The 22364-nt window shown below is 67.0% G+C and carries 17 protein-coding genes; 3 read left to right on the top strand and 14 right to left on the bottom strand.

Annotated elements, in window-relative coordinates; translation table 11 throughout:
• Nucleotides 1-26 precede the first annotated feature (26 nt).
• Nucleotides 27-2813: an AfsR/SARP family transcriptional regulator gene (locus JOF56_RS54340; RefSeq protein ID WP_209647284.1), complete on the bottom strand. Its 2787-nt coding sequence runs from the start codon at nt 2811-2813 to the stop codon at nt 27-29.
• A 228-nt stretch (nt 2814-3041) separates the two neighbouring features.
• On the opposite strand from JOF56_RS54340, the gene JOF56_RS60595 reads away from it, so the two are divergent.
• The gene (locus JOF56_RS60595) at nt 3042-3641 is read left to right on the top strand and encodes a response regulator transcription factor (RefSeq protein WP_209647283.1); all 600 of its coding nucleotides are present in this window, start codon (nt 3042-3044) and stop codon (nt 3639-3641) included.
• A 25-nt stretch (nt 3642-3666) separates the two neighbouring features.
• Here JOF56_RS60595 and JOF56_RS54330 read toward each other — a convergent pair whose 3' ends face one another.
• The 8 genes from JOF56_RS54330 to JOF56_RS54295 form a co-directional block, all read right to left on the bottom strand.
• On the bottom strand, nt 3667-4428 hold the full coding sequence (locus tag JOF56_RS54330; RefSeq protein WP_209647281.1) for an SDR family NAD(P)-dependent oxidoreductase: 762 nt from the start codon (nt 4426-4428) through the stop codon (nt 3667-3669).
• A 49-nt stretch (nt 4429-4477) separates the two neighbouring features.
• Nucleotides 4478-4723 (bottom strand): acyl carrier protein, encoded by a 246-nt coding sequence (locus tag JOF56_RS54325; protein WP_209647280.1) that lies wholly within the window; start codon nt 4721-4723, stop codon nt 4478-4480.
• Nucleotides 4724-4745: 22 nt separating this feature from the next.
• Nucleotides 4746-5993, bottom strand: a complete 1248-nt coding sequence (locus JOF56_RS54320; RefSeq protein WP_209647279.1) for an aminotransferase class I/II-fold pyridoxal phosphate-dependent enzyme — start codon at nt 5991-5993, stop codon at nt 4746-4748.
• Nucleotides 5990-7909, bottom strand: coding sequence for a condensation domain-containing protein (locus tag JOF56_RS54315; RefSeq protein ID WP_209647277.1), 1920 nt, complete (start codon nt 7907-7909; stop codon nt 5990-5992). The genes JOF56_RS54320 and JOF56_RS54315 overlap by 4 nt, the downstream gene beginning before the upstream one ends.
• 60 nt (nt 7910-7969) lie before the next feature.
• On the bottom strand, nt 7970-9064 hold the full coding sequence (locus tag JOF56_RS54310) for a beta-ketoacyl synthase N-terminal-like domain-containing protein (RefSeq protein WP_209647276.1): 1095 nt from the start codon (nt 9062-9064) through the stop codon (nt 7970-7972).
• The gene (locus tag JOF56_RS60590; RefSeq protein WP_307855702.1) at nt 9061-11280 is read right to left on the bottom strand and encodes a thiamine pyrophosphate-binding protein; all 2220 of its coding nucleotides are present in this window, start codon (nt 11278-11280) and stop codon (nt 9061-9063) included. Before JOF56_RS60590 ends, JOF56_RS54310 begins: the two co-directional genes overlap by 4 nt.
• Nucleotides 11277-13904 (bottom strand): aldehyde dehydrogenase family protein, encoded by a 2628-nt coding sequence (locus JOF56_RS54300; RefSeq protein ID WP_209647274.1) that lies wholly within the window; start codon nt 13902-13904, stop codon nt 11277-11279. The genes JOF56_RS60590 and JOF56_RS54300 overlap by 4 nt, the downstream gene beginning before the upstream one ends.
• An 88-nt stretch (nt 13905-13992) precedes the next feature.
• Nucleotides 13993-15756 (bottom strand): ABC transporter ATP-binding protein, encoded by a 1764-nt coding sequence (locus JOF56_RS54295; RefSeq protein ID WP_209647273.1) that lies wholly within the window; start codon nt 15754-15756, stop codon nt 13993-13995.
• Nucleotides 15757-16116: 360 nt separating this feature from the next.
• Between JOF56_RS54295 and JOF56_RS54290 the strand changes: the two genes are divergently transcribed.
• Nucleotides 16117-16395 (top strand): hypothetical protein, encoded by a 279-nt coding sequence (locus JOF56_RS54290; RefSeq protein WP_209647271.1) that lies wholly within the window; start codon nt 16117-16119, stop codon nt 16393-16395.
• 324 nt (nt 16396-16719) lie between these two features.
• On the opposite strand, the gene JOF56_RS54285 is transcribed toward JOF56_RS54290, so the two are convergent.
• From JOF56_RS54285 to JOF56_RS54270, 4 genes are all read right to left on the bottom strand, one after another.
• Nucleotides 16720-17172, bottom strand: coding sequence for an NUDIX hydrolase (locus JOF56_RS54285; RefSeq protein WP_209647269.1), 453 nt, complete (start codon nt 17170-17172; stop codon nt 16720-16722).
• 143 nt (nt 17173-17315) lie between these two features.
• Nucleotides 17316-18467, bottom strand: coding sequence for an acyl-CoA dehydrogenase family protein (locus JOF56_RS54280; RefSeq protein WP_209647267.1), 1152 nt, complete (start codon nt 18465-18467; stop codon nt 17316-17318).
• A 92-nt stretch (nt 18468-18559) separates the two neighbouring features.
• Nucleotides 18560-19093: a GTP cyclohydrolase I gene (gene folE / locus JOF56_RS54275; protein ID WP_209647265.1), complete on the bottom strand. Its 534-nt coding sequence runs from the start codon at nt 19091-19093 to the stop codon at nt 18560-18562.
• Nucleotides 19094-19708: 615 nt separating this feature from the next.
• Complete coding sequence (locus tag JOF56_RS54270) at nt 19709-20941, bottom strand: MFS transporter (protein WP_209647264.1); 1233 nt, start codon at nt 20939-20941, stop codon at nt 19709-19711.
• 339 nt (nt 20942-21280) lie between these two features.
• Here JOF56_RS54270 and JOF56_RS54265 point away from each other — a divergent pair, with 339 nt between their 5' ends.
• A complete protein-coding gene (locus JOF56_RS54265) occupies nt 21281-22060 on the top strand; it encodes an MTAP family purine nucleoside phosphorylase (RefSeq protein WP_209647262.1) in 780 nt (259 codons plus the stop codon).
• A gap of 36 nt (nt 22061-22096) precedes the next feature.
• On the opposite strand, the gene JOF56_RS59900 is transcribed toward JOF56_RS54265, so the two are convergent.
• Nucleotides 22097-22231 carry a hypothetical protein gene (locus JOF56_RS59900; RefSeq protein WP_281065612.1) on the bottom strand — a complete coding sequence of 45 codons (135 nt, stop codon included), beginning with the start codon at nt 22229-22231 and terminating at the stop codon, nt 22097-22099.
• Between the last annotated feature and the right edge of the window lie 133 nt (nt 22232-22364).

The raw sequence follows: 22364 nt of genomic DNA, 5'->3' as shown, positions 1-22364 counted from the left end.
TCGTCCAGGTGGCGCAATGAGTTCTGCTACTCGCGCGCAGTCTCAGCGTGGCCGAGGGCGGCGCGGATCTCTGGTACGCGGCGGTCGTTGAGTTCGGCCAGCGTGGCGAGTGCGGTGTACCAGATGGAGCGTGCGATCGCTGGATGGCCGGCGTCGGCCAGTGTGGCGGCGAGGCCGGCCAGCAGGATTGCGCCCCAACGGGAGTTGCCTGCGGTGGGGTTGATGGCGATGGCGCGCCGGAAGGCGCGGACGGCCTTGGGGAAGTCGCGTAGCTGCGAGTGGACCTGACCGAGGTGATACCAGCTCAGCCCCTCGACCTCGCTGTCCTGCGCGTCGCGGAGGGTGGCGATGGCTCGCTGGTAGCAGTCGACGGCCCGCTCGAGATCCCCGGCCGCCCGGTGCGCCTGGCCGAGGTTGTCCAGATTGAACGCGACGCCACGGACATTGCCGGCCGCCTCGCACCGGCGCAGCGCTTCGGTCGCGTAGCGGTGCGTGGCGTCGGCGTTGCCGAGCTGGCCGTGGACCATGGCCAGGATCCCCATCGAAATCGTCTCGCCCGGCCGGTGGGCCAAGGCTTGGAAGCAGACCAGCGCCTGCTCGTTGTGTGCCTGCACCGAGTCGAAGTTCGCCAGGTCGAACTGAATGCGGCCCAGGTTGTAGTGCAGGTAGGCCACGCCCATGGCGTCGCCGGCCGCGTCGGCCGCGGCGAGCACGGACGTAAGGATTTCGTTGCAGTCATCAACGGGAATGGCGCGGTGCAGGAACGTGGTCATCGAACACGCGATGCGCCACGCGTGTCCGGTGAAGCCGTGCCGCGTCGCCCAGGCGACGACCGCGCGCAAGCAGTCGAACTCCTGCTCGAACCAGGTCGTTGCCGCTGCGACCGAACACAAGTCAAGGGGTGGCTGGGTCAGTTCGTACGGGCCGACAAACGTCCGGTCGCGGTGCGGCAGCAGCGCGATGTCGCCGCTGGTCGTGGCATGCAGGTACCAGTCGAGCACCCGGCGCACCGCGTCGGGATCTCCCGGCGCGGCCAACTCGGCGGCATACAGGCGGATCAGGTCGTGTGGCTCATAGCGGTCCGGCCGGCGCTGCTCGACCAGGTTGGCGGACACGAGCTGTTCGAGGAGCTTCCTGGTCAGGGGGACCGGCACGCCGGCCAGCGCCGCGGCGGCCCGTACGTCGATATCGGTGCCCGGGTGCAGCCCCAGCATCCGGAACATCGTGGCGGCCTCCGGGCGCAGCGCGCGGTATGACCAGGACAACGCGGCGCGCAGGCCGGAATCCGGGGCGTCCTCCCAGGCATCCAAGGTGCCCAGCCGCGCCTGCTGATCCTCCAGCTCGGCGACGACCTGGGCCAGCGAACCGGCGCGGTGAGCCCGTTCGGCCACGACGGCCAGCGCGAGCGGCAACCGGCCGCACAGCTCGGCGAGCGCGCCGGCGGCCGCGGGCTCCGCGTCGATCCAGCCGTCACCGAGTGTCGAGGCCAGCAGCTCGACGGAATGCCGTGCCGGCATCGGTTTCAGCGTCAGCCTGGTGGCACCGTCCCGAATGGACAGACTGCGCAGCTGGTTGCGGCTGGTCACCACGACCAGCCCGGTGCCGCCGGGCAGCAGCGGGCGAACCTGCTCGGTGTCGCGGGCGTTGTCCAGCACCAACATCGCCTTGCGGTCGGACAATGTGCTGCGCAGCAACGCGGATCTTTCGTCCAAACCAGACGGAATGCGTGCGCTTTGCACACCGAGTGCGCGCAGCAACGTCTCCGCGGCTGCCTCCGGGAGTAGCGGTTGTGTCTGGCCATAGCCGCGCAGGTTGAGATAAAGCTGTCCGCCGGGATAGCTCTTGGCCAGCTGGTGCGCCCAGTGCACGGCCAGCGTTGTCTTGCCGACGCCTGGCGCACCGTCGATCGAGATGATGGTCGGCGCCGCGGCGGAACTGGCCTGCAGGCGGCCGAGCGTGGCCAGCTCCTCCTCGCGCCCGGTGAACCTGGGGATGTCGTGCGGAAGCTGGCGCACGACCTGTACGGCGGGCACATTCTTGGGTTCGCTGCCCTCAAGCAGGATCTCCCGCTGCACTGTGACGAGCGCTTGCCCCGGCTCGATGCCCAGCTCCTCACGAAGGAACGTGCGGGCCTGCTGGTAGGTGTCCAGCGCTTCGCTGCGCCGACCGGCCCGGTGCAGGGCGATGATCTGCTGCCGCCAGAACTGCTCGTGGGTCGGGTGACCGTGGATCAGGTCCCGCAGCTCGGCGATGAGCGGTTCCGGCTGCCCCGAGGCCAGGTCCAGCTCGATCCGGCGACCGGTTGCTGCCAGCCATTGCTCGACCAGCCTGGGTTTGACCTCCTGGTCCAGCCAGGCCGAGTACAGATCGGCGAACGGCTCGCCGCGCCACAGGCCGAGGGCGGCACGCAGCAACAGCAGTTCCTCGTCGCCTGGCTTGGCCAGCGCCACCCGGTCGAGCATGTCCCGGAACCGGTGGATGTCCACTGCCTCCCGCGGCAGGTCCAGTTGGTAGCCGATGCTCGGCTGGGTGCGGATGATTCCGGGGCCGAGCAGCCGGCGCAGCCGCCCGACGTAGAGGTGCACTGACCGCCGCGGTTGCTGCGGTGGTTGCTCCGGCCACAGCTGCTCGATCAGCGTGTCCACGCCGACTGTCTGGCCGGCCGACAGACCTAGCGAGGTCAGCATGACCCGCAGCCGAACTCCGGGAACCGCCACCGTGGTCTCGCCCGCCCGCAGTTCCCACGGGCCGAGCAGTCTGATCTCGTACCGCACCTCGATCCCCCCGGCACCCAGATTAGTCGACAGCGTCATAACCGTGCAGTGCCTCGACTTGCCTTTTCGGGCCAGCATTACTGCCGCTGATGTGCACCGTAGGTACCGACTGGCTTTCGGCCGCGCCGACGCCCGCATAGCATGGCCTGGCGTGCGTCACGCCCCCTTTCCCTTGGAGCAAAGGAACATCGCTTGACGAACGGGTCGTGCACAAGACGGAACGAACCTCAGCTTGATGATCACGACAGGACCGGACAGCCCACCGCTGTGATCCCTTCACCGGGGATGTGCGGGGTCGCGCTGGCCAGGCTCGACTCCCGGGTACGTGTCGTCGAGGCGAACTCGTGGTTTTACAAGTACTTCGAAGGTTCGCCGGAGGGCGTGTGCGGTCGCGGCTTCTACGACTTCGTCGCGCTGGGCGCCCGCCCGAAGCTGCGCCGGCAGTTCGCCGCCCTGTTCGACAGGCGGCAGTCCGAGTTCACCGAACGGATCGCGACGGCCCGATCGGTGAATCCGGCCGACGAGGTCCAAGTGGTCGGCACCGCGGTGTACGGCGACACCGGCCAGGTCGACTCGGTGGTGGTGACGATGCAGGCCAATCGGCTGCCGGTCCGCGACGAGGTGAACCTGTTGACCGAGATGGAGTCGAAGGTTCTCGAAGGCGTGGCCGCCGGTCTGTCCACCGACAAGCTCGCGCCCGCGTTGAATCTGAGCCGGGGCGGTGTCGAGTACCACGTGACCCGGTTGCTGCGCAAGCTCAAGGCGGGCAACCGGACCAGTCTGGTTGCCCGCGCGTTCGCCGAGGGGATCCTGATGGTGGGGTCCTGGCCGCCGCGAGTGGGGCCCTGCGCGGTCACAGCAGGGTGACCCATCAGCATCGCCGGCGGGGTCACTATGCGATATGCGTGCCCCCATCGACCGTCAGGGTGGTGCCGGTGACGTAGGACGCCGCGTCGGAGACGAGGAAGAGCAACGCCGCGGCGAGCTCCTCGGGCTGCCCGACGCGGCCTGAGAGCACCCGCGGCATCATCGCCTCGAGGTAGCCCTCGGCGTAGCCTTCGGTCATCGCGGAGGTGAAAAGGCCCGGCGCGAGGGCGTTCACGCGGATGCCCTTGCCCGGGGTCCACTGCTGGGCGAGATCGCGGGTGAGCCCGAGCAGCCCAGCCTTCGACGCCGAGTAGGCCGCCTGCGGCAGACCACCCGTGACCAGCGCGAGGATGCTCGAGACATTGACGATGGCGCTGCCGGGAAGCATCACCGCGCCTGCGGCCTGGGCCATCCAGTAGGAGCCGTTGAGATTGATGTCGATGACCTCGCGGAACTGCTGCGGTGTCTCCTCGGTCGCGGGTTGTTCACTGCTGATCCCGGCGTTGTTGACAAGAATGTCCACTCGTCCGAATGCGTGCATGGCCGCGTCTACCAGCGCACGGCAGTCCTCCGGCTTGGCAATGTCGGTACGCACAGTGACGGCCCGGCGGCCGAGTTTCTCGACGGCCGTGCGCGTGGCCTGCAGCTTCTCGACGCGCCGTGCCCCGAGCACGACATCGGCGCCGGCCTCGGCCAGCGCGACGGCGAAGGCGACACCCAGCCCGGAGGAGGCGCCGGTGACCACGGCGACGCGACCGTCGAGCCGGAAGCGATCGAGAACACTCATGGCCGGGGAACCATTCTGCGCACGGCACATCTCCCGAAGTGAGTCTTGTTCACCTGCGGTCGGCGATGTAGCTCACCGCGTCGCCGATGGTTCTCAGCTCCGCGATCTTCTCGTCGGGGATCTTCACCGCGAACATGTCCTCGACCTGCATAGTGATCTCGACCATCGACAGGGAGTCGACGTCGAGATCGTCGGTGAAGGACTTCTCGACGGTCACCTCGGCGGAGTCGATGTCGGTGACCTCTTGGACAATCGTGGCAAGGGCGTCGAGGATGTCGGTGTTGTTGTTCACCATGAGGTTTCTCCTTGTCGGAACGTCAGAGCCCGAGGCGCTGCCGGTAGGTGAGCAGGGTGCGCAGGAAGCCGTCCATCTGCTCCTCGGTGTGGCCGGCGTGCGGGAACAAGCGCAGTAGCGCCTGGTTACGTGCGACGGCCGGGTAGGAGAAGACAGGGACGAGATAGCCGTCCTCGACGAACCACTCCCGCATCTGCAGGGCGGCGGCGTCGTTCCCGATCGGTACCGAGAGCATGTACGACTCGGTCGGCGTCGTCGGCGTGTCGATCTCGTGCATCTGACGGCGAAGGCGGGCGGCATGCGCCAGGTAGTCGTCGACGATCTCCGGCTTGCCGGCGAGGGCGTTGATGGTGCGCTCGGCGGCGTAGGCGGTGGGCGGCTGGATGGCAGCGGTGAACATCGAGGTGCCGGAGAGCAGTTCGAAGGCGTCGATGGCCGCCGTGGGCCCGGCGATCGCGCCGCCTTCCAGACCGATGGCTTTCGACAGCGACACCATGACGAAGTCGGCCCGCTCCCGGATCGCGGCCGCCTCCTTGGCATACGGCCGGTGCTCAGGCCCGTAGACCATGAAGCCGTTCGCGTCGTCGATCATGCTGATGGCGCCGTGACGGTCGCACTCGTCGAGAATCTCCACGATCGGCCCCATGGTGCCGTCGGCCGAATAGATGCTCTCGGCGATCACCACGATCTTGCGGGCCCTGATCCGGTCCAGGATGCGTGCCAGGTCGGCGACATCGTTGTGCCGGAACGCGTGCACGTTGCGGCCGTAGTCAAGCCCCTCGACACCCTTCCAGATACTCCAGTGGACGTCCCGGTCGACGACGAAGACGGTGTCGCGGTTACGCACCTCGATCCCGTCGTCGAACTGCGCGGAACTGCTCATGGCGTGGACGAACCCGATGTTGGCCAGCAGCCCCGTGGCGAAGCTGATGGCTCGCTCTTTGCCGGTGTGCCGGGCGATCGTCTCCTCCAGCACCTGGTGCGGGCGGCAGATGCCCTGGGTCATCCTCGATCCGCTGGTGCTCAGGCCGTGGGTGAGCGCGCCCTCGGCGAAATGACGCCGTACCGGGACGTGGCGCTCCAGATCGAGAAAACTGATACTGGCGAAGTTCACCAGCTCGCGGCCGTTGCGCACGATGGTCGGCCCGATGGGACCGTCCACCACCGGTGGGCGGTATGCCGTTTCGTGAGTGTTCGCCTCAACGAAAGCGGCGAAGGCCCACGGGGCCAGGCGGTCCGCAGACGACGCGGTGGTGTGGGACACGGTCATGGTGAGGTTTCTCCTCCACGTTGGGCGCGGGGCGCAAAGGGCTCCAGGGCTGCGGCGAGGTGGCCGAGCGAGGCCGTGCCGGCCAGCTCGTCCGGCGCGATCCCGGTGAAGCCGGACTGGTGCAGCAGCGCCAGCAGACGAGGGATGGCGACCAGGGTGACTCCGTGGTCGGCGAGGCACCGGTTCATGTCCACGGCATCAGGAATGCCGAAGGAGCCGGCCGGCGGATCGCCGGGTCCGGCAGCGGCCACAGCGGTGGCCAGAGCCCGTTCGGCGTCCGTCGCGGGCATGCGCGACGGGACCCGGGGGGTTCCCGTGCCGCCGGGTTCGAAGTCGGTTGGAGACAGGACGTAGCGGCCGGGTGCCAGGATGCCCGGCACTTCGCCGAGGTGGTCCAGGACGTGGTGGTGCAAGTCGCCGGGGGTGACATCGTGGGCGACACGGGCATGCGCGACGAGGTGCGGTTCGTCGCCTTCCCCGCCGGGTGCCACCGTCACATCGAGCACTCCGGGATGGCCGCGTAACACGTCTTCGACCTTGGTCAAGCACGCCCATCCCTGCGGGGCGCGCCACCATCCGGAGGCGGCCGGTGTGAGCGAACGTGTTGGAACCGGGCACTCGGCACCGTCGGCGAGCGCGCGCAGGAGATCACACAAACGGGCGGGCAACGCCATGGCCTGCCCGGCGTCGAGCAGGTGATCCCCGACGGTGACATCGAGGGTGACGACCCCCGCGTCGCGGCTGAAGTCGACGTAGAGCGTTTCGCAGGGCTCGTCGGGCGCGCTGCTGATCCAGGTGACGACCCCGTCCGGCGGTGTGTTCTGTGCTGGGACCAGGTAGTCGCGTGGCCACGAGTAGCAGTTGTATTCGATGGTGGGTACGGCCACGACACCGCGGCGGCGGTCCATACGGGCCTGGGCGGCGACCAGCTCCGCAGGGTCGTACTGACCGTGCCGGTAGGCCGCGGCGGAGGCCGAAGCGACCGAGGCGACCACCTCGCCGAACGCTGCGCCAGGGCGGAGATCGATCTGTACCGGAACCGTCAGGGCCCGGACGCCGATGCTGTTGCGTAGAGCGGCCCGGGCTCGGTTGGAGACCACCACTGACGCGAGGAATCGGTGTTCACCGGTTCGGGTGACGACGTCGTGGGCCAGCGCCGCGAGCACAACGACCTCCGGGCTGACCCGATAACGCCGGGCGACGCGGTCGAGGTCGTCGTACGCGCCCACCGAGCGGTGCTGGAGGCGGTGGCGGCCATTGCCGTTGTCGGTCCCGCCGAACGGGGCCAGCACGCCGGTCGGGTTGCTTGCGAGGCGGATGAGCCACTCACGCTCCGCCGCGCGGGCGCGTTCCGGGTGCTGGGCGGAGATTGTGTCGAGCGGGTGTATGGACGGCTCCGCCGGTGCGTCATCGCCGTGCAGTTGATCGTGCAGCTGGTTGATCAGTACCGCCAGCCCCCAGCCGTCGATCACGACGTGGTGGGCGGCCACCAGCACCGCATACGGCTTTCCTGTCTCGAGCAGGACCCTGGCGCGCCAGGGTGGATTTCGCTCGGGATCGATTGGGCAGGCAGCAAGCGCTGCTGTGGCTGCCTCCAGGGTGCCGGCATCGGCGGCGGGCACGTCGACGTAGTCGACCGGCGGCGGGGCCCAGTCCGCGCGGTGGACGTGTTGTATCGGGCGGAGCGGATCGACAGTGGTGCGCAGCGCCTCGTGGCGGGCGGTGAGGGACGCGAGCGCCGCGTGGATGTCGGCGACGGTGGCCGGGGGCGGGACGTGGCAATGGTCGGCGAGCGGCGTCGGGTTCACCCGCCGTGGTGAGGGAATGGTGCGTTCGAACCAGTGCCACTGCTGGACCCAGGTCAGCGGCCCGCTACGCGTGGCGATGGCGGGGCTCGGTTCCGGAAGATGATTCACGGCCGGGACCTCATACTTCTCGGACTCGGTGATGTGCCATGTTTCGTCCTCGGATCGATGTCAGCTGCCGGTGGACAGCACGACCGTGCTGTTGTTGCTGCCGAACCCGAAGCTGGTCGCTGCCGCGACCAGCCGCCCGGTGGCAGATATGCGGCCAGGCGACAGCCGCAGCCGCTTGGTGGGTTCGGGATCGGTCAGTCCGGCGGTCGGTGGGACGACGCTGGTGCGCAGGGTCATCACCGTCGAGGCGATGGCGGGAAATCCCGATGTGTGCAGCAGGTGCCCGATGGCCCCTTTGTGCGAGCCCACCGGTAGATCCTGGTGGCCGAGTTCGGCGGCGACGGCTTCCAGGGCAACCAGTTCCGCGTTGTCGCCCTGAGGTGTGCCAGTGGCGTGGGCGTGTACATAGTCCAGTTGGTCGGTCGCCGCGTCGGCGAGGGCGGACTCGACGCAGTCCCGGATCAGGTCCGGATCGGACGCCGCGGGTTTCCCGGTACCGACCTTGCAACAGGTGCCCGCTACCACGAGATCGGCCATCGCGCCCCGTGCGGCGGCGTGTTCGCGGCTCTCCAGCACGACCGCTCCGCCGCCCTCACCGATCGTGATGCCCGACCGGCGGCGGTCGAAGGGACGCGCGACTTCGTCGCTGATCGCCCGGACTGCTCGCATGCTGGCGTACTCGTACCGGTTGAGGGCTGTTCCGCCGGCGACGATCACGACGTCGGCCACAGCCGCGGCGATCATGTCGACGGCGAGCCCGATCCCGAACAAAGCCGAGGCGCAGGCATGCGTCACCAGCACGACATCGTCCGATATGGACGGTCCGACGAATTCCGTCCAGCCGGTACCGAACTCGGCGGCGTGGCCGGGAGCCTGGCCGGTGCGGACGAGTCGCGCGTCGGCCGGGACGTCTGGTAGTCCGGCATCTGCAAGCGCCTCCGCCATAGCGGCTTCGAGATACGCCTGTTTGCGCGGTGTTCCCGCGACCACGTCCGCGGGCACCTCACCCACGGCCTCGCCCTCATGCGACTCGGCGGTGAACCGCTTCGGAGGCGCAAGCGCGCTGTGGCCCGCGCACGACGCGGTCCAGAACGTGTCAACGCCTCGGCCGAACGCGGTGACGAGTCCGAGACCGGTGATCACTGCGTCACTCATGTTCCCATCTCCGTGCGGGCCAGTACGTCCAAGAGCGTTCCTGGCAGGGTTTTCCCTGCCGTGACCGGTGGTCGTGGCAGGGACGGCGAGGTCAGCGCCAGCGTCACCACGGTGCACCCAGGGTCTTTCATCGCTGTCTCGTCCAAGGGCGTCACCTCGCACACCAGCACCGGGCCACGTGCGGCGAACCGTTGCGCCATAGCCAGTATCCGTTCCGTGCTCAGTGCGGCGAGCAGGTGGCAGCGACCGTGCCAACCGCTGTCGATCGCGAACTTCCGGACCAGCTCGGACGTTTCCAGTCCGGTGGAGTCGAACGGCCGCGTCTGGCGATCGGGGTTGTCACAGTGGGCCGCGAAGCGGCGAGCCGCCCATTTGCTGTACGCGTCGGCGATGACCAGCAAGGGAATCGTCGGCGCGGTGTCCGCGGGCAGCGTGGCGAGGGCAGCGGTCAACGTTCCGCTGACAGCCGCGGCGGTCGACTTGTACTCGCCGGCAGTCAGCCCGTCGATGTGCTCCAGCTGTGCCGTCGCGCCTACTGTCAGTGTGGAACCCGTTGCCACGTTGGGGAAATCGCCGTCGATATCGTCAATCCCCGGTGGCGTGTCGGTCAGGTGGACATCAACGAAGACGGTGGCTACCTCACCCCGGGCACACGCGTTCCATGCTTCTCGCAATGCGGGTTCGAGATCGCCCTTCGCGGTGACCCGCGGTCCGTCCGGTGGTGGATCGGCCGCGAAGGGGAACCGAGCCGGGTCGAGGCCCTGGTTGGCGAGTTGTGCGTGCAGCCAGCCGTAACCGCCGTTGTGGAGAACGACATACAGGACGCCCGGGGCGTACCGTCGCACGGTGCCGAGGTCGGAGCGGAACATGTTGAAGGCGCCGTCACCCACCAAGGCGACCACAGGACGGTCGGGCGCGGCGAGCCGGACGCCTGCCGCGGCGGCGGCGCCGAAGCCCAGCGTCGTCTGCTCGGACGGGACCACGCTGCCGCCCTGCTCCCCGCAGACGTAGTAGGGCGAGAAGTACGACCACATGTCCTGCAGGCCGTTCTCCTGGACCAGCACCCTGTCAGCCGGTGTTGTCGCGTCGATCGCGGCAAGGACCTCGGCGACGTGCACCTGGTCCTCCGCTCGCATACGGGCCAGTTCGGACGCCGTCGTCGCGGTGGCGGTGTCGCGGCAACGCGCGATGGTCGCTTGCCAGGACTCCGAGGGCGAGTGTTCGGCGAGTTGCTGTGCCCAGGCCGCCAGAGTCGCGGTGCCGTCGCCGACCACCCGGTGTCCGCCGTACTCTGTGGACAGTTCAAGCGGATCGGCGTTGATCTGGACGACCGGGACGCCGGAGCCGATCCGGTCCGGCCAGCCCATGGTGGCCGTTTCCTCCAGCCTGCTGCCGACCGCGATCACCAGATCGGTTTCCCGCCACAGGTCCTGCGTGCCCGGCGGAGTGTAGAGCCCGGCCAGGCCGCAGAACAGTGCGTGCCGCTCGGACACGACCCCCCGGCCGGAAGCCGTGCAGTAGATGGCCGCGCCCAGTGTTTCGGCGAACCGTTCCAGCACGCGGCCGCCGTTTCGATGCCGCATTCCACCGCCCAGCAACAGAATCGGCTGCCTACTCGCCAGAACCGCCGCCCGGGCCTGCCCTGCGAGTGGTGCGGCGGCCGCCGTCCGCAGCACCGCCGAATGCGGGGACCAAGGCCGGTCGAGTTCGACGGGCAGCGACGCGAGATGGTCCGGCAACTCCAGGTACACCGGCCCCGGCACGCCTGAGGTGGCCGCGAGGAAAGCCTTCTCCAGTGCCGGGCCGACCCGGCTGGGATCATCGACCCGATGCGCCCACTTCACCACCGGTGTCACCATCGAAACCTGGTCCAGTTCCTGAAACGCTCCGCTGCCACGCCGATCGGCCGCAGTGCCACCGGCCAGTACCACGACCGGAGCACAGCCGCTGCGTGCTTCGACCAGCCCGGTGATCATGTTGGCCGCGGCGGGTCCCTTACCCACCACACAAACCGACGGTCCACCGGATTGCAGGGCATATCCCGCGGCCATGAACACGGCGTTGCGCTGATCCCGGCACAGCACCATGCGGATGTCCGTGTCCCGCATCGCCCTCAGCACGGCCAAGTCGTCGCCGGGCAGTCCGAACACTGTGGACAGACCCGTGTGCCGCAGGTATTCGACGACGGCGTGCCAGGCGCCGGGGAACGTGGTCACGATGCTGCCTCCTTTGCCTTCCGGAGGTGATCGGCGACGGCATGGGAGACCAGCAACGGTTCCGCGATCCGTGTGCTGCCATATGCCACATAGTTGGCGACGATGCCGTAGCCGCCGAACGGTGCGTTGCCGTTGTCGATGTCCAGCAGCGTCCGGTTCACGCACATCATGTGCCGCTTGGCGAGGAACTCGATGGTCTGCGGATCCGGCCCGTAGACCATGGCCGCCATTGCCCGGTCACTGAGGTAGGGCGTGCGCAGGAACGCGCCCAGTTCGTCCTGATCGGCGTAGACGACGACGTTGAAGATGGGGGAGAACAACTCGTCGAGTTCGATCCGCACGTCACAGGGGCGCACCAGCACGGTCGGTTCCAGATGCCGCTCGCGCAAGTCCAAGCGTCCACCATGGACAATGTGGTCCCGGTTCGTGTGGAGGTATTCCGTCGCGACCCGTAACGCGCTGTCGTAGAACAGCGGGCCGTAGTCGGCATCGCGGTCGCGGTAGGGGCCGTACCTCAGGGCGCCGAGCCGTCCGGCGAGCAGCTCGACAAATCTTTCCGCAACACTCGCGGCCACCAGGAACACGTCCGGGCCGAAGCAGTCCTGACCGCAGTTGAGCATCCTGGTCCGGACGGCGTCCTCGACGGCGAGATCCACATCCGCGCCGGGAGTCACGATGAACGGGTTGACCCCTTGACCGAAGAACAGCATGAGCTGCCCGGGCCGCAGCGTTGACCGGATCTGCTCGGCGTTGGGATAGGAGCCGGTGAAGACGAGCACGTCCGCGTCCGCCGCCGGTCCCTCGACGAACTTGCGCTGGGAGAGCCGGCTGATTTCGATCGGCAGGCCGTGGACGGGGGCCAGTAGTTCGTGCAGCCGCCGGGTCGTCTCGGCGACCTTCGCCGACGGGCGGAACACCACCCGCTCGGTGTAGAGCAGGGGGACCAGCAGATACAGCACATACGAATAGCACAACACGTTCGATGACATGAACACCGCCAACCGCGACACCCGCTCCGGCCGGTGCGCGGCGACCTCGTCGAGGGCACCCGCCAAGGTTGCGAGCGCGCCGGCGAGTTCGGTGCTGGCCGTCTGGTACGGCGAGACCTCGCATAGGATTTCCAGCACCGGATCCGGATTGGCCCGGATGAACTGAGCGACCGCGTGCAGTGCCTCGGCCCGATCCGGGAACGGTACCGAGGGCTGTACCTCGACCCGCGCGGAAACCAGCTCGCGGATGCGCGTCGAGTCCGGCTTTCCGTTGTTGTTCACCGGGAATTCCGGCACAACGACAACCCGGTTGGGAAGTTCGTACGCGGGCATGGTGGCTTGGAACCTGGCGCGCCAGTAGCCACTGTCCCTGCCATCCGGGTCGGCGACGACGAACACGAGCTGGCAGCCCCGGTCGGCGTCGTCCACCGGCACCACTTCGACCGGCGCGCCGGATTCCGCCGCCTTGCGGGCCAGCGCCTCCGGGTAGAGGGTATAGCCCATCCGGTGCACGGCATTCCGCCTGCCGAGAACGAACAGGTGACCGGCGGCGTCCTGGTAGCCGATGTCGTCAGTCCGATATGGACCTTGCGCCAGCGGTGTGACCGTGCCGTCGGCGGCGAGATAGCCATGCGTCACGTCAGGCGAATCCACCAGGATGTGGCCCACCTCGCCGGGCATCGCGTCTGCGCCGTCCTCGTTACGGACCATGATCCGCACGCCGTCCAGTGGGAGTCCACAACCAGCCGGGTCGGCCGCGGTCGCCAGCGCGATGTTGCCTGTCTCGGTGCTGCCGTACCCGTCGAGCAGCGGGCGGCCGGTCACCGCATGGAAGCGGTCAGCGAGACCGCGATCCAGCGGACTGCCGCCGACACACCACATCCGCACCCCGCGCAGCTCCGGCAACAGTTGTGGGCGTTGTTTCAACAGGTTGAGCACGGTCCGATAAGTCATCGGCGTGGCGTCGACGACGGTCGCGCCGAACCTCGCGGCGAGTTCCACGGCGTGGTCGATCCGCCGGTACGGTGCGACGAGCAGGCGACATCCCGACTGCCACCATGACAACACCAGCGACAGCCCGTACTGATGGGAGAACGGCAGCAACGGCATCAGCACGTCATCGGTCTTGTATGCCATCCGCTGTTGTGTCCGCGCAATGTTGTCCAGAAAGGACCCGCCGGAGCGGACGACCCCCTTGGACGGCCCGGTGGAACCGGACGACCAGGTGATCAGTCCGTCCGCCTTGGCGGACCACGCGGCCATCGACAACCTCCCGGCACCGGGTGCCAGCCGAGTCCCGCCTGCGACGATCTCGTCGAACGACAGCCGCCGAGGGCCGGCCACGGTGGTGTCGTCCGAGTCGGTGATCATCCACTGGACTCGGGCAAGCGCGGTGGTGCGTTGGATTTCGCTTGGGGTCTGGCGGTGGTCGGTGAGCACGATCGACGTGCCGAGGTGCACCAGGGCCAGCAGGACGAGAACATATTCCACGGAGTTGTCACCCAGCACAGTGACTCGATCGCTCGGCCGGACCCCGTACTGACGCAATGCCGCCACTATGCCGGCGACGGCCGACTCGACCTCTCCGCGGGACAGTTCCGCGGTGCTCGACGGCCCAGCCAGTACGGCTGTCATCGGATCTCCTCGACGAGCGTGGGCATTTCCCGCGCAATACAGTCCATTAGGGACAGCCGGCGCGACGTATACCGGATGTGCATTCGGATCACCTCGGATGTCCGCTGTGGTTGGCCGTTGTGGTGGACGCGGCCAGTTCGCGGTAGTCGGGATCGGCGAGTAGTTCGTCGTGCCTGCCGCGGGCGTGCACGAGACCGGCCCGCAGCATGACCACCTGGTCTGCTTCGTGGGCGAGCGGCATCCGGTGGGTGACCGCGATGATGACGCGGTCACGGGACTCTCGTGTCAAAGACCGCACCAGGTGCCGTTCGTTGATCGGGTCAAGCTGGGACGTCGCCTCGTCCAGCAGCAGGACTTCACTGTCCCGGGCCAGCGCCCTGGCCACGGCGAGCCGTTGCCGCTGACCGCCGGAGATCCGCAGACCTCGCTCACCGACCTCGGTGGCCAGCCCGTCCGGCAGCGTCGCGATCCAGTCGGCCAGCCCGACCGCTTCCAGGATCCGGCCGAGCCTGTGCTCGTCCACGCCGTCGGCGCCGTAGGTCGCCGCCTCGTGGATCGTGGCGCCGAGCAGTGGAGCTTCTTGCTGCACATAGGAAATTCGCCTGCGCAGGTCGGACAGGTCCAGTTCGCGGATGTCCACGCCGTCGAGCAGGATGCGGCCTCTGTCCGGTTCGGCGAACCGCTCGAGAAGGCTCAGCAGCGTCGTCTTGCCCGCACCGGACGGGCCGACGAGCACCGTCACTCCCGGACGCGCCTCGATCGACACTCCGCGCAGTACTTTCCGCTCGCCGTAGTCGAACGACACACGGTCCACTTTGACCGAGCGGGTCTCGGCGGAAGGCGTGCCCGCGGGCGCGGCGAGGGGGCGTAGTGTCTCGGATTCCTGGGGCATCGACAGCAGCCCGGTGATCCGGCGCAGTGCCGCCAGCCCTTCCGACAGCCGGCTCGCCGAGCTGGTCAACGCTTCGACAGGCTCCTGGATGTAGACGACGTACAGCAGGATCGCCACCAGGTCGCCGACCCCCACCGCGCCGGTGCTGACCCGCAGTACACCGATCGCGAGGATCATCAGGAACGTGAAGTCGACGGCCGCGTACGCAACAGTGTCGGCCAACGCACTGGTCCGCGCGGCCCGGACATTGGCCCGGTACGCGGATTCGGCGTGCCGGTCGAACGACTCGATCTCTGCCCGCTCGGTCCGCGCCGCCTTGACCGTACGGAACGCGAACAGAATCCTTTGCACGACACCGACCATCGCGCCCACATGTTCCTGCGCGTGCTCGGTATCCACTGCGACCTTGCGGAACACACGCGCTTCGGCGAACGCGATGACGGCCAGCAACACAAGCACCAACGCGCCGAGGAACAGATCGATCGACAGCACAAGAACGATGCCGGCGACCACCGTGAGCGGTACGACGATCAGGTCGACGAGAGCCTTGACAGTGGTTTGCTGAACCAGAGTGGTGTCCCCGCCGACACGAGACAGCACATCACCGGTGGGGCTCGCCTCGACAGCGGATACCGGCGCGCCCACGATCCGCCGTGCCATCGCCTCGCGCAGACCGCGCACGAACCGTTCGCTGAGCTTGCCCCGCTGGTAAAAGCCGAAATAGTTGAAGCACAGCCCGAGCAGCGCGACCCCGCCGAGCATTGCGATCGGCCCGGTCAGGCTGCTGTGTTCCGTCACGCCGTCGACTACCTGGCGTGCGGCCAACGGCTGGATCAACGCTGCCGCCCGCGCACCCAGTTCGAGCACGAGCACGACAGCCAGCGACCCCCGATAAGGCGACAGCCAGCGGCGAAGGGACAACACGGACATCAACGGACCTGGTGGCGCGTCAAGCTCCATCTTTCTCCTAGAATCGGCCGCGAGTCGCGACTGTCCGATTAGGTCCCGACGAAAGTTCGGTGCGGAAAGAAAAGTTGTTGCTACTCAAGGATTAGCCAGTTACCTGGGATGGCGTCAACTCGATTCGTGATTCCGCCGCCAAATGTGGCAGTTCTGCTACTAGCAGATCTTTCAGGGCAGATGGCACGGAACGTCACGGCGGAATCCGAACCAAGCCTGGCAGGAGCAGCCGTCCATAGAGGACATGTCCTGGCGTGGGTCGGTATGATCGGCCCTTTTTGGCGTGACCCCAGTGGCTCCCGGGCAGCGGGATGATGCCCTGTCCACTGCTTCGGAGTGCATCCTCCATATAGGACATGGATGCGCAGCTGGAACGCAGACCTGATCTGTGACCGCGATGCGAAGTTCGGTACCGCTTCCGACGCGGTCCTCGCTTCCATCGACATCGAGACCGTGCTTACCGCACCACAGGCCGGGACCGGGAATGTGAAAGAGCGCGACGATCAGCGGGCAGCCCAGAGCCGCCCTTTCTCTGCGGATACGCTGCGTGAGCAGCTACGCGTCGGCGCTTCTCGAGCGCGCCAGTTGACCGCGGCAGTTCGTGCCCTGGACAGAGCCGCGGTCGAGATCAACCCATAACCGCACCCGGCTGATGAGTCATCGGGCTGGGGCTGCCAAGCCTTTGGCAGCCCCAGCAGTAGTTGCACAGGTACGGATTTTCCTGGCACGGCACAGGTTTTCCGGATCACTCGCGAGCGCACCGAACGCTCGACCGGGAAAAGGAACCCCACACCTGGGTCGGGGTCACCAGCCTGCCCGCCCCACTAGCCACCCCGCCCAGCTCGCGGCCCTGCGACGCGGGCACTGGAAGGCACCAGGAGCCCGGGCACAGTCAAGACGACGATCACGCGACCCATGGCAAGACACAAGCAGAACAACCCGGCCCGCACAACACATCGGCCCTCAGCCAAGGTGCCGTCGGTAGCGCTCGACCAGCATTGTCACCGCCGGAGTCAACTCAACACCGGCCAGCGAGGACGGCGTCAGCCACACGGGCTCGGTACCCTCGTCATTGATGGCGACGTCCGTGTGCTCGTCAACCTCGGTGATGAACACATGCCAGCGGTGTATGTCGGCCCCTCGACGGCACGAGTCGCCGACCAAGTCGACGTCGCCGAGCCCGTCGAGGGCGCGCCCGCTGAGGCCGGTCTCCTCACTTAGTTCTCGCTCTGCGGCCGCGGCCGGTGTCTCGTCGACCTCGATGTGTCCTGCGGGCACGGTGAGCCCGAACGGGAACTTCGTTCTGCGGAACAGCAGGTACTCGCCACCTGGGTTACGGACGAAAATTCCCGCGGTCTCGTGCCAGTACTCCCCATCAGCGGCGATCCACCAGCGCAGGGCAGGGTCGATGATCACCGCTCGGGGCCGTGTTGCCCGGCATGCCTGACATTCGTAGCGCCCGCCGCCGACCGGGCGAACCTGTTCGCTGTCACATTCGATGCAGGAGATCCGGGGCGCTATGCGGTCAGAATCCAGCCGTACCATCGCTGACGTCTTTCCTACAGGAATGCTGTCTCGGCGGGCAGATCGAGCAGAACCCGGCCGTGCAGCTCCAGCGCTGAATCCACGTTGAGCGCGGCGTGAAGGCTCATCGCCAGGGCGTCCCGGGTCAGGCGCTGTACCGGCACATCGCGGCGAATCGATGATGCGCCCGAGGCCGACTGGACGAGGTCCACGGCCTCGCGCGCGAGCATTGTGCTGTAGGCGGCGAGAGCCCGGGCTTCGGCGCGTTCGGTGATGCTGTGTGCCTTGCGTCGCATCGCGTGCTCGTGCACCCCGGTCGCGAGGCGGTCGGACAGGGCGATGGCCGCGATAATCTTCATGCGAACTTCGCTCAGTTGCCGATGTGTGATCGACGCGTCCCGTTGCGAGCCGTAGCGGGTGAAGGTGATTCCGCGTCCGTTGACGTGCTGGCTGAAGAAATTCTCCGCTGCCAGCGCGAGCCCGATGGCCGGGCCGGCGTTGAGTGCGGACAACAACGGGTACAGCTCGTAGTGGTAGAAGTCCTCATCGTTGCTCGGGTGGGTCGCCAGCCGTGCCCAGCTCGTGTCCGGGTAGGGGAGGACCCGGTGTCGTGGCACGCGCAACGCCGTGGCGGTCACGCTGTTGCTGCCGGTGCCTTGCAGGCCGCTGGTGTGCCAGTCGTCGTGCACCGTCAGGTCATGGCGCGGTACGAGGACCAGGACGTGCCGTTCGCCCAGTTGCGCGCCGAGCACATCCCAGTCGGCATGCCGGATACCGGAGTTGAACCGCCATGTTCCGGCGAGCGTGTAGTGGTCGCCGTCGTCGGTCAGCGTGCCGGTGGGGCTGGACACGATGCTGGTGCGTGTCGTGGGGTCGTCGAAAACCTCCGACGCCGCCTCGTCGGGGAACAAGCTCACCGCCCATGCGCCGGTGAAGTAGATGGCTGTGCACCAGGCCGCGGAGCCACACCCGGAGGCGATCTCGGTGAGCGCGTGGACCTGTTCGTCCAATGGCGACTGGAGTCCGCCGAAACGCACGGGTATCGGCATGCCGAACACGCCGGTCGCGGTCAGCGCGTCGACGACCTCCGGCGCGATCATGCGGTCTTGTTCGGTCTTCGCCGCGTGGTCTTTGAGCACGGGCAGGACCTGATGCACAGCGGTGATGACGGGGCCTGTGGAACTCATACCTCACTCCTCGGCTTGTCGTGCCGGCACAACAGAAGACCCGGGGCGATGGCGCAACGGCGCCATCGCCACTCTCTCGATCCGGGTTTTGGTCAGCTTGTGGCAGCGAACCTGTCCAGTAGCGTCTCGTCACCCATCACATAGGTCGTATCGGTGATCACGGTGTGGTCGGACGGTCCGCGGCTGCACATGCACATGTGCCTGCCGGTCGACGTCACCCGGACGGCGCGCGCGCCACCGGACACGACGATCTCTTCCGCGATCTCCTTCACCAGGTGCTCTTGGATCTGGAATCGCCTGCTGTAGGCGGTGACGAGCCGGGGGAACTTCCCAAGGCCGAGAATGCGGTCGCCTGGCACATAGTCGATGTGCACCTTGCCGAAGAACGGCAGGAAATGGTGCGCGCAGATCGAGAAGTAGTTGATGTCGTGCACCCGAACGACGCCGTTGTGCTCGCCCGGCACGTCGACCGTGGTCTTGAGGATCGTGCTGGCGTCGATCTCGTACCCGCTCAGCAGCTCCTTGTAGGCGCGAACGATGCGGTCCTCGCATTCCGGCTCGCCGTACCAGGCCAGAGCTCGCTTGTCCTGGATGACGTTCTCTTCAAGCCACTCCGCGATAGTCATCTTCCATACTCCGATCAAGATCGTTTATGAGTTTGTCCACCGTGGTGCCGGATATCGCCCGAATGTTCCCCCGATCATGTGGTAATGGCGGTCGGCAGTAGCGCGCGCGAAAGCCTCATTTTGGATGCCCCGGCAATGTGCGAACGGGGTTAAGCGGCCTGGACGGATTGGTTGGCGTCTGCCGATATTCGGCGACCGCCTACATCGTTCTTGGCCGAGACCTGAATCGGTGGTTTCCGGTGCGACTGCCGTGAACGGCGGTCGCACCGTTGAACTTCACCGTGGTTCGGTTGGGCGCGCCCTGGTTCGTTCCCTGACGCTTACGTCTGATCTTTTGAAGAGCATGCGAAATCCCCCTTGACTCGCAACCAGCTTCGATACAACCCCAGTGACGGACCCTTGTCGACGATAGCGAACAGAGAGCACTTTCCCAAGTCTTGGCCGAAGAAATGTCACCATTTCAGGAGAGGCTGAAGTCCGTCGAGTTCGAACCATGCAGGACCGGCGGCCGCGCCCGAAACGGTGAGTCGCACTGGCACCCAGGGCGAAGATCTCGCCGTAGGCCGACGTGCCATGTCTGAAACGTATTCCCTGTGAACGGAACACAATCGGGCATCAAGTGGTGTAGCCGGCTACCAAGTCCCGCTCCATCCCCAGCCAGCCGCCACGGCGCCGGTCCAGGAAAACCAGTGCCACAGCCAGAATCAGCGCCAGAGCCGCGACGATCGGTGCGACGGCGAACGCGCCCGCGCTGCCGTGCCGATCCGCCAGCCATCCTGCGGCGGCCCGGCCGGCGGCCGTGCCAAGCGGGCCGCCGGCGCAGAGAATCGTCATGGCGACCGCTGCCTTGGCCGGTGGCGCGATGCGTTCGGTCAGGGCGTACAGGCAGATCATGTACGGCGCCACGGTCAGGCTCGCCACCGCGACCGAAACAGGCAGCGAGAACAATGTTCCGCCGGCGAACAGGGTGAGTGTGCCGAGCAGCAACGATCCGGAGAACACCAGGTACCGCCGGCGAAGCGTGAACCGTGCGGGCAGCCAGGCACACGCGGCACCTGCCAGCGCGCTGCCGATGCCGAACTCGGCGTAGATCAGTCCAGTGGCTGCCGGCTGCCCGGTGCTTTCGGAGTACGCGGCGACGCCGGTCTGCAGTGCGCCGAATATCGCGCCCATCGCGGCCATCGCGAGAACCATCGCGGCGAGCGGCAACCGCGGCAACCGCGTGTGCTTTCCAGTGGTGTCAGCCTGGCGCGGCCCGCGCGGACTGGAGTGCAGGAGCGAGAACGGCAGGGTGGCGCCTGCCAGCAACGCGATCGTCGCCAGCATCGGCACGATCGGCCCTAGCGGGGTGGTGATCGGCGTGAGCAGCCCGACGATGGCCGGTCCGAGCACGAAGCCCGTCTCGTCGGCGGCGGATTCGTACGACAGCGCGGTCGGTAAGAGATCAGGCTTTCCACGGCTGTGCAACAGATGTGACCAATGTACTCGCACCAGCGGCCCGACTTGTGGCTGAGTGAGGCCTGCCAGCACCGCTGCCCCCAGCATGGCGGTCCTGCCCGCCTGCGTGGCTGCCATGAGGCCGACTAGCGCGAGGATGTTGGCGATCGAGGTGACCACCCCGATCAGGCGGTGTCCGCAACGGTCGGCCAGTGCGCCCACGATCGGGCCACCGGCGGCAATCGCGATGAACTGGGCCGCACCGGCGGCACCCGCGAAAGTGAAACTGCCGGTCGCCCCCTGCACCATGATCAGTGCGGCCAGTGGCGAGCACGCGTACGGCAGTCTGGCGAGCAGACCCAGCGGAAAGAAGGCTGGACTGACCACTTGCACAAGGGCGCGGTAGGACATCGGGGTCTCCATCGAATATGTGGCTCGAACCAGCCTGGGTATGTCCTCAATCGACCGTACCGCATCCTTGACGCGTAGTTGACTCGCGTGTAACGTCGGCAACGCAAGCAATTCTCGTATAGCAGCGAGAGCGGTTTGCCACCTGGGGCCTCACACATTGACTGATCACGGCGATACCTACCTGCCCGCATTTCCGTCGGCGGCAGTGGTCGGCTAGTGAATTCTATTTGCGCCACCATCATCGAAATAGTGCAATTTCTCAGCAGCATGCGTCCGACAAGTGATCGGCGCTGATTCTCATGCGCGCATGACCAAGAATGGAGAGGCCGAATGCCGCAGTTGGCCATCATCGGCAGCCAGGACGTCGACGCGAGCGAGTGGCTCGACGAGGCGGAGCGTGTCGAGCTCCCCACTGGAGACAAGACCGTGCCCGCGACGCTGGGCAGGCTGAACGGGCATGAGCTGATCGTGCTGCCCCGCAACCATTCGGGCCGGCCGTTGGCACCGCATGCGATCGACTATCGGGGCAATATGGAGGCCCTGGTCAGGGCGGGCGTGCGGAAGGTGCTGACCACGGCGATGGTCGCCTCGCTCCGGCTCGCGATCCCCAAGGACACCATGCTGCTCGTCGACCAGTTCATCGAATTCACCAAGGACCGGCAGTTCACCTACTTCGACGACGACAACTTCGGTTTCGCCGACATGACCGAGCCCTACTGCCCGGTGCTGCGCGAGCAGCTGGGAAGGGCGGCCGCGAACGTCGACATCGATATCGTTCCGAACGCCTGTTACGTGGGCGTGGCGGGCCCGCGCCTCGAAACACGCGCGGAGATACGGATGTTCGCTCTGCTGGGCGCCGATATCATTGGCCACACCGGTACGACCGATGCCGTGATGGCTCGCGAGGCGGGGTTGTGTTTTGCCAGTGTCGCCGGTGTGATCACGCTTGGCGCCGGTTTGATCGACCAGGAGATGCTCGTGGACAACTGGCACGATTCGCGACGCGGGCATGCGGCCCGTTTTCGGCAGATCGTCACCGAGCTGACCCGTACGCTCGAACCGGACGACGACACCCGTACCGGCTGCCGGTGCGCCATCTCCGCGCCGATCGAGAAGTAGCGCTGCGTCTGTCCAAAACAGACATACGCACTGGCGTCATCCTCGAATGCCGAGTGCGGTGGCGAGATTGGCGGCGGTAGTCCGGAACGCGGGCAGGTCGTGGCGTTCGCATTCGGCCAGTGCTCGCGGCCCTTGGCAGGCTCCTGCGTCGGTGAGGTCGGCGAGCAGCACCAGGGTGTCGATCCTGATGTCGGGCCGGCGCTAGCGGCAGGGCATGATCACTTGGTGTTGCGCCATCAGATTGCACTGCTGCAACAGCAACTCGGCAGCACGAGGGTACGGTTCAGCCAGACTGACAGGGCGT

The sequence above is a fragment of the Kibdelosporangium banguiense genome (assembly GCF_017876405.1).
In the GTDB taxonomy this organism is placed as follows: domain Bacteria; phylum Actinomycetota; class Actinomycetes; order Mycobacteriales; family Pseudonocardiaceae; genus Kibdelosporangium; species Kibdelosporangium banguiense.
The sequence above is the reverse complement of the archived record's forward strand: the minus strand, read 5'-3'. Positions and strand labels throughout refer to the sequence as shown.

What these genes read in the sequence shown, in the direction of transcription:
- JOF56_RS54340 (WP_209647284.1), bottom strand. Translation starts at nt 2,813, where the DNA reads ATGACGCTGTCGACTAATCTGGGTGCCGGGGGGATCGAGGTGCGGTAC.
- JOF56_RS54330 (WP_209647281.1), bottom strand. Translation starts at nt 4,428, where the DNA reads ATGAGTGTTCTCGATCGCTTCCGGCTCGACGGTCGCGTCGCCGTGGTC.
- JOF56_RS54325 (WP_209647280.1), bottom strand. Translation starts at nt 4,723, where the DNA reads ATGGTGAACAACAACACCGACATCCTCGACGCCCTTGCCACGATTGTC.
- JOF56_RS54320 (WP_209647279.1), bottom strand. Translation starts at nt 5,993, where the DNA reads ATGACCGTGTCCCACACCACCGCGTCGTCTGCGGACCGCCTGGCCCCG.
- JOF56_RS54310 (WP_209647276.1), bottom strand. Translation starts at nt 9,064, where the DNA reads ATGAGTGACGCAGTGATCACCGGTCTCGGACTCGTCACCGCGTTCGGC.
- JOF56_RS54300 (WP_209647274.1), bottom strand. Translation starts at nt 13,904, where the DNA reads ATGACAGCCGTACTGGCTGGGCCGTCGAGCACCGCGGAACTGTCCCGC.
- JOF56_RS54295 (WP_209647273.1), bottom strand. Translation starts at nt 15,756, where the DNA reads ATGGAGCTTGACGCGCCACCAGGTCCGTTGATGTCCGTGTTGTCCCTT.
- JOF56_RS54290 (WP_209647271.1), top strand. Translation starts at nt 16,117, where the DNA reads ATGCGCAGCTGGAACGCAGACCTGATCTGTGACCGCGATGCGAAGTTC.
- JOF56_RS54280 (WP_209647267.1), bottom strand. Translation starts at nt 18,467, where the DNA reads ATGAGTTCCACAGGCCCCGTCATCACCGCTGTGCATCAGGTCCTGCCC.
- folE (WP_209647265.1), bottom strand. Translation starts at nt 19,093, where the DNA reads ATGACTATCGCGGAGTGGCTTGAAGAGAACGTCATCCAGGACAAGCGA.
- JOF56_RS54270 (WP_209647264.1), bottom strand. Translation starts at nt 20,941, where the DNA reads ATGTCCTACCGCGCCCTTGTGCAAGTGGTCAGTCCAGCCTTCTTTCCG.